14 protein-coding genes are annotated in these 13,876 nt (G+C 69.2%); 4 read left to right on the plus strand and 10 right to left on the minus strand.

The genetic code is table 11. The annotated features are described in order from the left end of the window. The first annotated feature begins 11 nt into the window (after window positions 1-11). Window positions 12-839 (plus strand): hypothetical protein, encoded by an 828-nt coding sequence (locus OHS16_RS16710; protein WP_328537997.1) that lies wholly within the window; start codon window positions 12-14, stop codon window positions 837-839. Window positions 840-922: 83 nt separating this feature from the next. After that, window positions 923-1,099: a hypothetical protein gene (locus tag OHS16_RS16715; protein WP_328541063.1), complete on the plus strand. Its 177-nt coding sequence runs from the start codon at window positions 923-925 to the stop codon at window positions 1,097-1,099. 69 nt (window positions 1,100-1,168) lie between these two features. On the opposite strand, the gene OHS16_RS16720 is transcribed toward OHS16_RS16715, so the two are convergent. Then, window positions 1,169-1,516 (minus strand): metal-sensitive transcriptional regulator, encoded by a 348-nt coding sequence (locus tag OHS16_RS16720; RefSeq protein ID WP_328537998.1) that lies wholly within the window; start codon window positions 1,514-1,516, stop codon window positions 1,169-1,171. Window positions 1,517-1,740: 224 nt separating this feature from the next. Here OHS16_RS16720 and OHS16_RS16725 point away from each other — a divergent pair, with 224 nt between their 5' ends. Continuing rightward, window positions 1,741-2,361, plus strand: a complete 621-nt coding sequence (locus OHS16_RS16725) for a DUF47 domain-containing protein (RefSeq protein ID WP_328537999.1) — start codon at window positions 1,741-1,743, stop codon at window positions 2,359-2,361. A 4-nt stretch (window positions 2,362-2,365) separates the two neighbouring features. After that, a complete protein-coding gene (locus OHS16_RS16730; RefSeq protein ID WP_328538000.1) occupies window positions 2,366-3,361 on the plus strand; it encodes an inorganic phosphate transporter in 996 nt (331 codons plus the stop codon). 118 nt (window positions 3,362-3,479) lie between these two features. On the opposite strand, the gene pstB is transcribed toward OHS16_RS16730, so the two are convergent. From pstB to OHS16_RS16775, 9 genes are all read right to left on the minus strand, one after another. Beyond that, on the minus strand, window positions 3,480-4,256 hold the full coding sequence (gene pstB, locus OHS16_RS16735; RefSeq protein ID WP_328538001.1) for a phosphate ABC transporter ATP-binding protein PstB: 777 nt from the start codon (window positions 4,254-4,256) through the stop codon (window positions 3,480-3,482). A gap of 26 nt (window positions 4,257-4,282) precedes the next feature. Beyond that, window positions 4,283-5,317 carry a phosphate ABC transporter permease PstA gene (gene pstA, locus OHS16_RS16740; protein WP_443042769.1) on the minus strand — a complete coding sequence of 345 codons (1,035 nt, stop codon included), beginning with the start codon at window positions 5,315-5,317 and terminating at the stop codon, window positions 4,283-4,285. A gap of 41 nt (window positions 5,318-5,358) precedes the next feature. Beyond that, complete coding sequence (gene pstC, locus OHS16_RS16745) at window positions 5,359-6,354, minus strand: phosphate ABC transporter permease subunit PstC (protein ID WP_328538003.1); 996 nt, start codon at window positions 6,352-6,354, stop codon at window positions 5,359-5,361. Window positions 6,355-6,500: 146 nt separating this feature from the next. Further along, on the minus strand, window positions 6,501-7,634 hold the full coding sequence (gene pstS, locus OHS16_RS16750; protein WP_328538004.1) for a phosphate ABC transporter substrate-binding protein PstS: 1,134 nt from the start codon (window positions 7,632-7,634) through the stop codon (window positions 6,501-6,503). A 234-nt stretch (window positions 7,635-7,868) separates the two neighbouring features. Then, window positions 7,869-8,288 carry an NUDIX hydrolase gene (locus OHS16_RS16755; RefSeq protein ID WP_443042770.1) on the minus strand — a complete coding sequence of 140 codons (420 nt, stop codon included), beginning with the start codon at window positions 8,286-8,288 and terminating at the stop codon, window positions 7,869-7,871. Then, window positions 8,288-9,286, minus strand: coding sequence for a CHAD domain-containing protein (locus OHS16_RS16760; RefSeq protein ID WP_443042772.1), 999 nt, complete (start codon window positions 9,284-9,286; stop codon window positions 8,288-8,290). Before OHS16_RS16760 ends, OHS16_RS16755 begins: the two co-directional genes overlap by 1 nt. Then, entirely contained in the window at window positions 9,283-11,508 is a 2,226-nt protein-coding gene (locus OHS16_RS16765; RefSeq protein WP_328538007.1) for an RNA degradosome polyphosphate kinase, read from the minus strand. Before OHS16_RS16765 ends, OHS16_RS16760 begins: the two co-directional genes overlap by 4 nt. Before the next feature lie 202 nt (window positions 11,509-11,710). Then, complete coding sequence (locus OHS16_RS16770) at window positions 11,711-12,673, minus strand: ABC transporter permease (RefSeq protein ID WP_328538008.1); 963 nt, start codon at window positions 12,671-12,673, stop codon at window positions 11,711-11,713. Continuing rightward, complete coding sequence (locus OHS16_RS16775) at window positions 12,670-13,617, minus strand: ABC transporter permease (RefSeq protein WP_328538009.1); 948 nt, start codon at window positions 13,615-13,617, stop codon at window positions 12,670-12,672. The genes OHS16_RS16770 and OHS16_RS16775 overlap by 4 nt, the downstream gene beginning before the upstream one ends. Between the last annotated feature and the right edge of the window lie 259 nt (window positions 13,618-13,876).

The following is a 13,876-nucleotide window of genomic DNA, read 5'->3' on the forward strand; positions in this document are numbered from 1 at the left end:
GTTGGCAGGCGATGGTGCAGCAGTACAGAGGCAGGGCCGGAGGGCTGGCCGGCGCCGTGCTCGCTCTGGCGGGTGCGGTAGGAGCCGGTGGATGCGCCCCGCACGCCAGTGCCGGCCCCGCGTCCGACGGCCGGGCCGGGGGTGCGGGCGCGGTGCGGCGGGCCGCCGATGTGCTGTCCGCTGCCGGGAGTTCCAAGGTCGGCACGTCGATGACGATGGCGACCGGGGGAACCAGGGTGACCATCCGGGGTGAGGGCGGATTCGACTTCGGGCGTCGGACCGGGCAGCTCAGGGTGGTGCTGCCGCAGGACGCCGCCGGGGGCGATGAGCACCGGCCGATCACCGAGGTGCTGACACCGGCGGCCGTCTACATGAAGAACCGGGGCGCCAACGTCCCTGCCGACCAGTGGGTCCGGGTGGAGCCCGCGAAGCTGCCGGACGGCAATCTGGTGACCAACGGTGCGACCGATCCGCTGGTCGCGGCCGAGCTGCTGCGCGGGGCCCGCGGGGTGACGTACATCGGTACGGAGAATCTGGCCGGGACCCGGGTGTGGCACTACCGGGGTGACGCGAATCTCCTGGTGGCTGCCAAGGCCGCAGCGCCGGACATCAGGCAGGCGCTGGCGGCAGCCGCGAAGCGGTTCGCCGGTTCCTCGGTGCCCTTCGACGCCTATCTCGACGATCAGGGGCGGCTGCGCAAGGTGCGGCACCGGTTCGATTTCGCCAACGAGGGGCACATCGTCGAGGTCGCGTCGACGACTCTGCTGTACGGATTCGGCACCCGGGTCACGGCCCACCTGCCCCCTGCGGATCAGATCTACGCCGGAACTGTCCAGTAGGAAATGGTCCGTCCGTGCCATGCGCGGGGCGTGTCCGGCTCCATACGCTAGGAAGTCGACTGCGGCAGAAAGGGGTGAAGTCCGTGCCTGGGACGCTGACCGTCCAGGACCGTATGGCCCTCGTCGAGATCGAGCTCTGCGGCGAGTTGATGATCGCGGCCGCCGCTGCCGGCGAGGAGCGGCTCAGCCAGGACCGTATCGACGAGGTTCTGATGGTGGGGGCCGATACATCGGTTTCCGGCCACGATCACGATCGGTGAACGGGCGGGGCGCCGCTCGTCGGGGGCCGCGCTTCCCCGAGCCGGACGGGGCGCACCCCGCGCGTTCCGTCAGGTGCGCAGCAGCCGGGCGATCGCCTTGGTCGCTTCCTCGACCTTCACGTCGATCTCGTCGCCGCCCCTGACCGCCGCATCCGCCACACAGTGCCTCAGGTGTTCCTCGAGAAGCTGGAGGGCGAAGGACTGCAGGGCCTTGGTGGAGGCCGAGACCTGGGTGAGGATGTCGATGCAGTAGACGTCCTCGGCCACCAGCCTCTGGAGTCCCCGGACCTGGCCCTCGATACGGCGCAGCCGCTTGAGGTGTTCGTCCTTCTGATCGTGGTAGCCGTGCACTGCCGGCTCTTCGGCAGGCTCAAGGCCTGCGCGGTCGGGAGCGCCGGCTGCCTCGGTGGTCGTCATCGCGTCCTCCCGTTGTGGAACCGTTGTGAATGACTGTGCGCCGTTGTTCTGAGGGGTTTTCCATACCCCTCGTGGGTATATGGTACCGATCCTCCCTGAATTCGGGGCGGGGCCCGTGCTGATCACTGTGCCTCATGGGCGACACTGAAGAACGCCGGTTAGCCGTGGCCGGATGATGCGCCTAGCATCAGCCTGACCGAATCCAGAGCACCCGAGGACCCCACGTGCGCTTTCGTCTGACCCCCAGGGAGACGAGCTTCTACGACATGTTCGCCGCATCCGCGGACAACATCGTCACGGGCTCCAAACTCCTCATGGAACTGCTCGGCGCGGACGCCTCCGGCCGGGCCGAGATCGCGGAGCGGATGCGGGCAGCGGAGCACGCGGGGGATGACGCGACCCACGCGATCTTCCACCAGCTGAACTCCTCCTTCATCACGCCGTTCGACCGCGAGGACATCTACAATCTCGCCTCGTCGCTCGACGACATCATGGACTTCATGGAGGAGGCCGTCGACCTGGTCGTGCTGTACCAGGTGGAGGAGCTTCCCAAGGGTGTGGAGCAGCAGATCGAGGTGCTGGCCCGGGCGGCCGTTCTGACCGCCGAGGCCATGCCGAACCTGCGGACCATGGACAACCTCACCGAGTACTGGATCGAGGTCAACCGGCTGGAGAACCAGGCGGACCAGATCCACCGCAAGCTGCTCGCCCAGCTCTTCAACGGCAAGTACGACGCCATGGAGGTGCTGAAGCTGAAGCAGATCGTGGATGTGCTGGAAGAGGCGGCCGACGCGTTCGAGCACGTCGCCAACACGGTGGAGACCATCGCGGTCAAGGAGTCCTGACCACGTGGACACCTTCACTCTGATCGTGACCATCGGGGTCGCGCTCGGATTCACTTATACGAACGGCTTCCACGACTCCGCCAACGCGATCGCCACATCGGTCTCCACCAGAGCACTGACGCCCCGTGCGGCTCTGGCGATGGCCGCGGTGATGAACCTCGCGGGCGCCTTCCTCGGCAGCGGTGTCGCCAAGACCGTCAGCGAGGGGATCATCGACACCCCCGAGGGCCAGAAGGGGATGGGAATCCTCTTCGCCGCGCTGGTCGGGGCGATCATCTGGAATCTGATCACCTGGTACTTCGGCCTGCCGTCCTCGTCCTCGCACGCCCTGTTCGGCGGCATGGTCGGCGCGGCGCTCGCCGGGGGCATCACCGTCTACTGGTCCGGGGTGGTCGACAAGATCGTCATCCCGATGTTCGCGTCGCCGGTGATCGGTCTGGTGGTCGGCTATCTGGTGATGGTCGCGATCCTCTGGATATTCCGGAAGTCCAACCCGCACAAGGCCAAGCGCGGCTTCCGCATCGCCCAGACGGTCTCGGCCGCCGGTATGGCGCTCGGCCACGGTCTGCAGGACGCCCAGAAGACGATGGGTGTCGTGGTGATGGCCCTGGTCATCTCGGGCCACCAGACGTACTCCGACGCGATCCCGGTCTGGGTCAAGCTGGTCTGCGCGCTGATGCTCTCGCTCGGTACGTACGCGGGCGGCTGGCGCATCATGCGCACCCTCGGCCGCAAGATCATCGAGCTGGACCCGCCGCAGGGTTTCGCCGCCGAGACGACCGGCGCCTCGATCATGTTCGGTTCGGCCTTCATCTTCCACGCGCCGATCTCGACGACCCATGTGATCACCTCGGCGATCATGGGTGTGGGGGCCACCAAGGGCTCCCGTGCGGTGCGCTGGGGAGTGGCGAAGAACATCGTCCTCGGCTGGTTCATCACGATGCCGGCCGCGGCGCTCGTCGCGGCGTTCAGCTACTGGATCGTCCGGCTGGTCTTCTAGCGCCACGGCACCGGACAGGCAGCCACGAGCTGTGAAAGGGCCCGCCCCCGGAATCCGCGGGGGCGGGCCCTTTCTGTCTTGCGGTGGCACCGCCATGCAGCACCGCAAGCGGTGGCGTCTATCCGAAGCGGCCGGAGATGTAGTCCTCGGTCGCCTGGACGGACGGGTTGGAGAAGATCCGCTCGGTCTCGTCGATCTCTATGAGCCTGCCGGGCTGTCCGACCGCGGCCAGGTTGAAGAAGGCCGTACGGTCCGAGACGCGTGCCGCCTGCTGCATGTTGTGCGTGACGATGACGATGGTGAAGCGCTCCTTGAGCTCGCCGATCAGATCCTCGATGGCGAGGGTGGAGATCGGGTCGAGCGCCGAGCACGGCTCGTCCATCAGCAGGACCTGCGGCTCGACCGCGATGGCGCGGGCGATGCAGAGCCGCTGCTGCTGGCCGCCGGAGAGACCGGAGCCCGGCTTGTTCAGCCGGTCCTTGACCTCGTTCCAGAGGTTGGCGCCCTTGAGTGACTTCTCGACGATGTCGGCCAGCTCGCTCTTCCGGTAGGAGCCGTTGAGGCGCAGTCCCGCCGCGACGTTGTCGAAGATCGACATGGTCGGGAAGGGGTTGGGGCGCTGGAAGACCATGCCGACGGTGCGGCGTACGGAGACCGGGTCGACGCTCGACGCGTAGAGGTTCTCGTCGTCCAGCATGACCTTGCCCTCGACCCGGCCGCCGGGGGTGACCTCGTGCATCCGGTTGAGGGTGCGCAGGAAGGTGGACTTTCCGCAGCCGGACGGGCCGATGAAGGCGGTCACGGAGCGGGGCTCGACGGTCATCGAGATGTCCTCGATGGCCTTGTGGTTGGCGTAGTAGGCGGTCAGGCCGCCCACGTCGATTCGCTTGGCCATGGGAATCAGCTTCTTCTCTCGGGGCCTCAGCGGCCCGTCTTCGGGGCCTTCCAGCGGGCGATGCCGCGGGCGACGAGGTTCAGGATCATGACGAAGGCGATCAGCACCAGAGCCGCTGCCCACGCGCGGTCGATCGCGGGAGGCTCGCCGAGCTTGTACTGCTCGAAGATGTAGTACGGAAGGGACGACTGCCCGCCGTTGAAGGGGTCGGTGTTGATCAGCTGGCTGCCGAACACCAGCAGCATGATCGGCGCGGTCTCACCTGCGATCCGTGCGACGGCCAGCATCACGCCGGTGGTGATGCCGCCGATCGCGGTCGGCAGGACGACCTTGAGGATCATGCGCCACTTCGGTACGCCCAGGGCGAGTGCGGCCTCGCGCAGCTCGTTCGGTACGAGCTTGAGCATTTCCTCGGTGGAGCGGACCACGACCGGGACCATCAGGATCGTGAGGGCGAGCGAGCCCATAAGACCGGACGGTTCGATCTCCGCCATCAGCATGATCGACAGGATGAACAGGCCGGCCACGATCGACGGGATGCCGGTCATGACGTCCACGAAGAACGTCACGGCCCTGGCGAGCCCGCCCTTGCCGTACTCCACGAGATAGACGGCGGTCAGCAGACCGATCGGGACGGCGATCACGGTGGCGATGCCGACCTGCTCCAGGGTGCCGATCAGCGCGTGGTAGACGCCGCCGCCCTGGTCGGACGCGAGCACCCCGGCCATGGAGTGGGTGAGGAAGTCCGGGCTGAGGTCCTTCAGGCCGTGGCTCACAGTGGTCCACAGCAGTGAGAACAGCGGGATCACGGCCAGGATGAAGCACACCCAGATGACGCTGGTGGCCAGCCGGTCCTTGGCCTGGCGCTTGTTCTCGACCGCCGATGTGGTGACGTACGAGATGACCAGGAAGGCCACGACGGCGATCAGGCCCCACTGGACCTTGCTGGTGAGCCCGCTGGCCGCGCCTGTCGCCACACCCACCGCGATCCCGGCGGCGACGAAGCCGGCCGGGGCCCAGCGGGGGAGGCTGCGTCCGCTGAGCGAGTTGCCGGTGCTCATGGGCGGGAACCGCTTCTGCTCGGTCTGTACGGTCGCGTCGGTCATGCGTTGGCCCCCGAGTACTCCTTGCGGCGGGCGATGATCAGCCGGGCCGCGCCGTTCACCAGCAGGGTGAGGACGAAGAGGACCAGGCCCGAGGCGATCAGGGCGTCACGCCCGAGCGGGTTGGCCTCGTCGAATTTCGCCGCGATGTTCTGTGCGAAGGTGCCGCCGCCCGGGTTGAGCAGGTGGAACGACATCAGATAGCTCGGCGAGAGCACCGTGGCGACCGCCATCGTCTCGCCGAGCGCCCGGCCGAGTCCCAGCATCGAGGCCGAGATGACGCCGGAGCGTCCGAAGGGCAGGACGGACAGCCGGATGACCTCCCAGCGGGTGGCGCCCAGAGCGAGCGCCGCCTCCTCGTTCATCCGCGGGACCTGGAGGAACACCTCCCGGCTGACGCTGGTCACGATCGGCAGGATCATGATCGCCAGCAGGATGCCGACGGTCAGCATGTTCCTGGCCACACCCGACTGGGTCTGGTCGAAGATGTACGTCCACGCGAAGTAGTGATCGAGCCAGGCGTTGAGGCCGTCGAGATACGGCACCAGGACGAGGGCGCCCCAGACGCCGTAGATGATGCTGGGCACCGCGGCGAGCAGGTCGACCACGTAGGCCAGCGAAGTGGCCAGCCGGCGCGGTGCGTAGTGCGAGATGAACAGGGCGATGCCGACGGCGACCGGTACCGCGATGACCATCGCGACCACCGAGCTGACGACCGTGCCGACGAGCAGGACGGCGATGCCGAAGACCGGCGGCGTCTGGGACGGCAGCCAGTCGAACGAGGTGAGGAAGTTCGCGTGGTCCTTGCTGATGGCGATGGAGGCGCGGTAGGTGAGGAACCCCGCGATCGCTGCCATCACCACCAGGAGCAGGATGCCGGAGCCCCTGCTGAGGCCGAGGAAGATTCTGTCGCCGGTACGGCCGGTGGGGCGGCCCGAGGGGCGCTCTACCGGTGCTTGGGGCGGAGGGGTGTCGATCTGTGTGGTGGTGGCCATCGTTTCTCCGGTCTGTGTGGGGGAGTGTCGGCTCCCCTGGCGGCGGTGCACCGGATGGGTGGCCGGGGCCGGCCCGCTTTCGTGCGGGGCCGGCCGCCGGCACCTTTCTCCCGGGCCGGGGCCTGCGTGCGGCCCCGTCCGGCCTGCTAGGAGATGGCGGCGATCGCCGAACGGACCTTGGCGTTGATCTCCGCGGGGATGGGGGCGTAGCCGGCGGTGGAGAGCTGCTGCTGGCCCTCGTCACTCGCCGTGTAGGTCAGGAAGGACTTGACCGTGCCGAGGGTGTCGGCCTTGTTGCCCTTGTCGCAGACGATCTCGTAGGTCACCAGGACGATCGGGTAGGCGCCTTCGGCCTTGGTGGTGTAGTCGAGCTTGAGCGACAGGTCGGGACCGGTGCCGACCACCTTGGCGGCGGCGATGGCCTTGGAGGCGTTGTCGGAGCTCGCCTCCACCGGGGAACCCGCACCCGTGTTGATCTTGACCGTGGAGATCTTCTGCGAGGTGGCGTACGAGAGCTCGAAGTACCCGATGGAGCCGTCGACCTGCTTCACCTGCTGGGCGACTCCGGCGGAGCCGGCTGCCGCCTGGCCGCCCGGGGCGGGCCAGGACTTGCCGATCGGGTACTTCCAGTCGCCGGGAGCCGACGCGGTCAGGTACTTGCTGAGGTTCTCCGTGGTGCCGGAGTCCTCGGAGCGGTGGAAGGGCTGGATCGGCTTGTCCGGCAGCTTCGTGCCGGGGTTGAGCTTGGCGATCGCCGGGTCGTTCCAGTTCTTGATCTTGGTGGAGAGGATCTTGGCGAGGGTGGGTCCGTCGAGGACCAGGTTGTCCACGCCCTCCAGGTGGTACCCGACGGCGATGGGGCCGCCGACCATCGGCAGGTCGATGCCCTGGCCGCCCTTGCAGACCTTCTTCGAGTCGCTGATCTCGTCGGGCTTGAGCGGCGAGTCCGAGCCGGCGTAACCGACGGTGCCCTGGTTGAAGGCGACGATGCCCTCGCCGGACGACGAGGCCTTGTAGTTGATCTCCACTCCCTGACAGGCGGCCATGTAGCCCTTGGCCCACAGGTCCATGGCGTTCTTCTGCGCGCTGGAGCCCGATGCGCGCAGCTGTCCCTTGGCGCCGTCGCACTTGACGTTGGAGGCGGCGCTGGTCTTGCCGCCCGTGCCGCCGGTGGAGCCGCTGTTGTCGTCCGAACCGCACGCCGTGAGGACCAGGGCGCCGGAGACGGCGAGGGCGCCGATCGCGGCGGCGCGAAGCCGGTTCTTGCGCTGAAGCTTCACTTCGGGTGTTCCTTCCAGGAGCCGCCTGAGGTTTCGGTTTCCTGCTGCGGCGGCGTGCGAAGAGATGACCGGTGAGGCGGGATGCCGTGCACCGTGTAAGGCCGAAATTAGGCAGATCAGGTGAAGTGACCGAAGGGTGTGAGTGAACGGGGAGTGAACCTCGGCGGACGACCGGGTGCGGGGGTGCGGCTGCCCGGGCGCGAGGGCGGTGCCGGTGGGGCGTCCGGGGGCCGCTCAGGGGTGGTGCAGGGCCGCGGGCAGCGCGTCGACGAGTTCCCGGTCGCGGGGCTGGGTGAGGAGATCGCGGGCCGCCCCGGGCGGCAGCCACTGGATGCGGTCGACCTCGTCGTTGGGGACGAAGGTGCCGGTGGTCGCCTCCGCCGCCCAGTAGGTGACCTGTTTGGGGCGTCCGTTCGCCTCGTAGCGCACGGTCGCCAGCCGTGCTCCGGGCTCGCAGTGGTGCCCGGTCTCCTCCAGCACCTCGCGGACCGCACCGGCCAGGGTGTCCTCGCCCCGCTTCAGCTTGCCCTTCGGGTGCGACCAGTCGTCGTACCTGGGCCGGTGCACCAGACAGATCTCCAGCCGGGGGCCGTACGGCGAGCGGCGCCACAGCACACACCCGGCCGCCAGCACGGTGTTGTCGTGGCCCTGGATCACGGCGCGGTCACCGCCGTCCGCTGCCAGCTCTGCTGGAAGGCGTATCTGGCCGCCTCGACCTCATGGCGCTGGTCGGCGTGCAGCACCCCGAGCGCGTACGCCGTGGCCGTCGCGATCCGGGGCGTGCGGGCCGCCGCCGCGGCCGCGGCGGCCGCTTCGGCGGCCTCCCGGTGATGATCGAGGGCCTGCCCGGCGCCGAACAGCTTCAGGTCGAGCGCCGGCCGGCCATCGTCGGCCGCCCCGAGCACCTCCTGGGCGTATCTGTGCAGCCGCAACAGCAGCCTGACCTGGTGCCAGGGGGCGTCCAGCGCATCACTCAGCGCCTCCGCGTTGTACGGGTGCGCGGCCCGGTGCAGCGGCAGCGCGGCCACCGCCTCGGCGAGTTTGCGCCCGGCTGTTTCCGCAGCGGGGGGCAGGGCCGAGCCGGCGTACCCGGCGGCAGCGGGCCCGAAGGGGACTTCGGATGCCAGTAACGCCACCGCGTCCGCGACCGCGTGGAACCGCGAGGACCCCAGCGCCTGAAGTGCGGCCGAGTGGGCTCGGGTCCTGGCCAGGGTCAGCTGCCGGTCGAGCAGCGCTCCGGCCCGCGCGGCCCCCACGGCCGGCGTGGGACGGAGCGCCTCGGCCCGGGGCCCCGGCAGCGCCGGTGTGCTCTCGGCGAGTCTGCCCAGCGCTTCGAGCAGTCGCTCCAGCCGGCCCGCGTAGGCGTGTTCGCACCCCAGCGTGCCGGAGAGCCAGGCGAGTTCGGAGCGCAGCTGGTCGGCCCAGCCGGCGTCCAGCAGGGCCCGGAAGGTGTGCAGGGTGCCGCTGATCCGGCGGGAGGAGCGGCGCAGGGCGCGGGCCGCCTCCTCGTCGCCGTCCGAGCAGGTGCGCAGGCTGCGCAGGAACTCCGCCGCCTGGTCGTGCAGATAGCGGGACAGCAGCTGGTCCGCCGTCACCTTCGGGTCAGGGCGTGGCACGGCTGAGCCTCCGGTGAACGTCGGGGAAACCGTCAGGGGGTTGCACGGCGGCGCCTCCGGGCGTCTATCAGCATCTCCTGCACATGGCGCAGCGGCTGGCCTTCGGCGTCGGTCGAATGGCGCGTCCAGTTGCCGTCCGGGCCCAGGTGCCAGGAGGACGTGGTGTCGGACATACCGGTCTCGAGGAGACGGCTGAGTGCTGAGCGGTGGGCCGGGTCGGTGACCCGGACCAGGGCCTCGATCCGGCGATCGAGGTTGCGGTGCATCATGTCGGCGCTGCCGAACCAGACTTCGGGCTCGCCGCCGTTGCCGAAGGCGAAGACCCGCGAGTGTTCCAGGAAGCGGCCGAGTACCGAGCGGACCCGGATGTTCTCGGAGAGCCCGGTGACGCCCGGACGTATCGCACAGATCCCGCGCACCCAGATGTCGACGCGGACCCCGGCCTGCGCCGCCCGGTAGCAGGCGTCGATGATCGCCTCGTCGACCAGCGAGTTCACCTTGATGCGGACGTACGAGGGCCGGCCCGCGCGATGGTGGACGCTCTCCTTGTTGATCCGGGCGATCAAGCCGTCGCGCAGCGACTTGGGGGCCACGAGCAGCCGCCGGTAGGTCTCCCGCCTCGAGTAGCCGGAGAGCCGGTTGAAGAGGTCCGAGAGGTCGGCGCCGACCTGCGGGTCGGCGGTGAGCAGCCCGAGGTCCTCGTACAGCCTGGCCGTCTTCGGGTGGTAGTTGCCGGTGCCGACGTGGGAGTAGCGGCGCAGGGTGTCGCCCTCCTGGCGCACCACAAGGGACAGCTTGCAGTGGGTCTTCAGCCCGACCAGCCCGTACACCACATGGCATCCGGACTCCTCGAGTTTCCGGGCCCATTTGATGTTGGCCTGTTCGTCGAAACGGGCCTTGATCTCGACCAGTACGAGGACCTGCTTGCCGGACTCCGCGGCGTCGATCAGGGCGTCCACGATCGGAGAGTCGCCGGAGGTCCGGTACAGGGTCTGCTTGATGGCGAGCACGTCCGGGTCGCCGGCCGCCTGCTCGAGGAAGGCCTGCACCGAGGTGGAGAAGGAGTCGTACGGGTGGTGCAGCAGCACGTCCCGTTCGCGCAGCGCCGCGAAGACGTCGGGTGCCGAGGCGGATTCCACCTCGGCCAGGTCCCGGTGGGTGCCCGCGATGAAGTTCGGGTACTTCAGCTCCGGCCGGTCCAGCGACGCGATACCGAAGAGACCGGTGAGGTCCAGCGGACCGGGCAGCGGATAGACCTCGGCGTCCGAGATCTTCAACTCCCTGACCAGCAGATCCAGTATGTAGGGGTCGATCGACTCCTCGACCTCCAGGCGGACCGGTGGGCCGAAGCGGCGCCGCATGAGCTCCTTCTCCAGGGCCTTGAGGAGGTTCTCGGCGTCGTCCTCCTCGACCTCCAGGTCCTCGTTCCTGGTGACCCGGAACATGTGGTGCGCCAGGACCTCCATCCCCGGGAAGAGCTCTTCCAGATGCGCCGCGATGATGTCCTCGACGGGGACGTAGCGCTGCGGCGACGCCTCCAGGAAGCGGGTGAGCAGCGGCGGGACCTTGACCCGGGCGAAGTGGCGGTGACCGCTGACCGGATTGCGGACCACCACGGCGAGATTGAGCGAGAGCCCCGAGATGTAGGGGAAGGGGTGCGCCGGGTCGACGGCCAGCGGGGTCAGTACCGGGAAGATCCGCTGCCGGAAGAAGGTGAAGAGCCTGGCCTGCTCCTTCTCCGTGAGGTCGGGCCACCGGATCAGGTGGATGGCTTCGTCGGCCAGGGCCGGTGAGACGTCCTGCTGGTAGCAGGCGGCGTGCCTGGCCATCAGCTCGCGCGACCTGGTCCAGATCTGTTCCAGCACCTCACGGGGCTGCAGCCCGGAGGCGGACCGGGTGGCGACGCCGGTGGCGATCCGGCGCTTCAGCCCGGCGACCCTGACCATGAAGAACTCGTCCAGGTTGCTCGCGAAGATGGCGAGGAAGTTAGCCCGTTCGAGTAGTGGGGTGGTGGGGTCCTCGGCGAGCTCGAGAACCCGCTCGTTGAACGCGAGCCAGCTCCGCTCCCGGTCGAGGAATCGGCCCGACGGCAGCTCGGCGCCGTCATGCTCCTCGTCGTAGACGTCGGCGTCGGCGTCGATGCCGGAGTCCAGGTCGGGAACCGCGGCCGCCACGGTGCGCGGGCGGTGCGCGGCGATGGAACCGACGGATGGCTGGAGGTGCTGGAGCGGGACCTCTGCACTCGGCTGCTGGCTCATATGCCCATTGTTCCGCGCATGGGGGCCGGAGGGCGCGGCGGCGGGTTGCATTCCGTGAGGGTCGCAAGCGTGTCTGAATGACGGGTAACGGGGACATGACGTCCTGGAAGCGGGTGGGGACCGCGGCGCACCGCACCGGCGGGCGTGCCGGTGCGGTGCGCCGCAGGCCCTTCGCGTCCAGGTTGTGCCGCTTGCGGCCGGGTCAGCCGAGCCGGCGGCGCAGCACCCTGAAGGTGACGGCGACCGTGACGGCGGCGAGGGCCAGGACGATGCCGGTCTCCAGCAGCTGGAGAGGCCAGTAGTGGGAGAGCGGCTGGTACTCGTAGACGTAGTGTCCGCTGCGGTCCGGGGTGCAGGTCTGCCGCACACAGTGCAGCGGCGCATCATGCAGCCGGGCGCCGGAGGGGCTGAGCCAGTACGCCCTGATGTTGTAGCCCTCGGGAAGACCATTGAAGACCTTCGACGTGCTGGTCCGGGACGGCCAGAGGAGATAGTGCCAGTGCCCGATCACCCAGGCGGCAGCTGCCGTGACCGCGGTGCCTGCGACGAGGGCGGGCACCGCCCGGCCGAGTACCATCCCGGCGAGAGCGCCGATGGCCAGACCGAGCAGCGGGTATCCGACGGCGAGCGGTCCCGCGTTGTTGTAGACACTGCCGTCGTACGGGCTCCAGTTCCCGATGCCGAAACGCTGGGACATGGCGAAGCGGTACAGGGCCGCCAGCAGGCCCGTACCCGCGGTGATGAGGACGGCGGGTACGGCGAGCTTGGCGGTGAGCCAGCGCACCGGGGTGACCGACTGGGTCCAGGCCAGCACGCTGGTGCGGTTCTCCAGTTCGCGTCCGATCAGCGCGGCGCCCGCGAATGCGGGGACGGCGTAGATCGCGGCCCGGATCAGGGCGTTCACGGCCGTGAGCGTGTACTTGTAGCGCCACACCGCCGGGTGGCCGGTGCAGGGATGGCCGGCGCAGCGGGCGATCTCATGGGTCGCCGCCGTGGTGGCGGGGCCCACCAGCCAGAGGAGCAGAAGCGCGGTGACGGCGACGTAGCAGGCCCAGGCCCACAGGGCGGGCCGGTGCACCCGCAGGACGGTCCAGACCAGTCCGGTGGAACGCAGCGGGCTGCGGCGCGAAACGGCCGCGGGTATCACGGGGGCGGGGGCGGTCATGCGGAAGCCTTCTTTCGGAGCACCTGGAAGGCGACCGCTGCCACGACGGCGGCGAGGGCCAGGAGGATGCAGGTCTCGACGAGCTGGAGGGGCCAGAAATGGGAGGCGGGCTGATAGGTGTTGTAGAAGCCGGTGATGTGGTGGGCGGCCCAGCACTTCTGGTCGTTGACACAGATCGGGTCGGACACGTGGGCGCCGCTCGATGTGACCGCGCCCTCCGCGAGGGGCCATCCGTTGCCGGTTCCGAGGTAGCCGTGCTCGAGGGAACCGATGACGGTCCTGGCCGGCCACAGGTGCTCGCGCGCCGTTGCGAGCACCTGTCTCACGGCACCGACGGTGATGACGCAGGTCACCATGGCCGGCAGGGTGCGGCGCACCAGGAGACCCAGGAGGGCGCCGATCGTGACGGCCGTCAGTACGGACGCGACGCCGACCGGGCCGATCGAGCCGTACAGATCGAACCAGTGCAGGCCGTTCTCCCAGTTCCCGCGCGGTCGGCCGGTCCAGGCCCAGCGGCAGACACCCACCAGCACGCCCGTCGCAGCAAGGCCCGCGGCGGTGGGCAGGGCGAGCTTCACCGCGAACCAGCGGACCGGGGAGACGGACTGCGTCCAGAGCAGTTGGTACGTTCCGGACTCCTGTTCCGCCGCGATCAGCGGTCCCGCGACGAAGGCACCGACGACGACCGGGGCCAGGTTGATCACGTTGCTGCCGGCGCCCAGGAAGTTGCTGTAGGTGAACCATTCCAGCAGGCCTGGCTGGGCCGAGACCGGCGCCCAGAGCCGCGTCGCGACCAGCAGCGCCGTCCAGACCACGAGCAGCGCCGCCGTCCACCAGAACGCCGAGCGGTGCCGGCGGACCACGATCCATGCGAGCCCGCGCAGCTGCGACCTGCCGGTGCCCGGGGACGCCGTGCCCGGAGCGCTTGCTACGGACGTGCTCATGCCGTCACCGCGGTCCGCTGCTCGGCGCTCGGGGTGAGCAGCGCGGGGGCGTCGGGGGACCGCAGATGGGCGAGCAACAGCTCTTCGAGGGTGGGTTCCACGGCCTGCCAGTCGCCCACGACCGGGCCGTCCCGCCGGACCAGGGCGGTCATCTGGCGGCCCGTGGTCCGGGACTCCACGACCGTGTGCTGACCGAGGTCGGCCACCGGCCCCGTCAGCAGGGAGTGCACGGACAGCAGCTCGTCCGTCTCGCCGCCGA

Origin of the sequence: Streptomyces sp. NBC_00344, assembly GCF_036088315.1 — a bacterium.
Classification (GTDB): Bacteria; Actinomycetota; Actinomycetes; order Streptomycetales; family Streptomycetaceae; genus Streptomyces.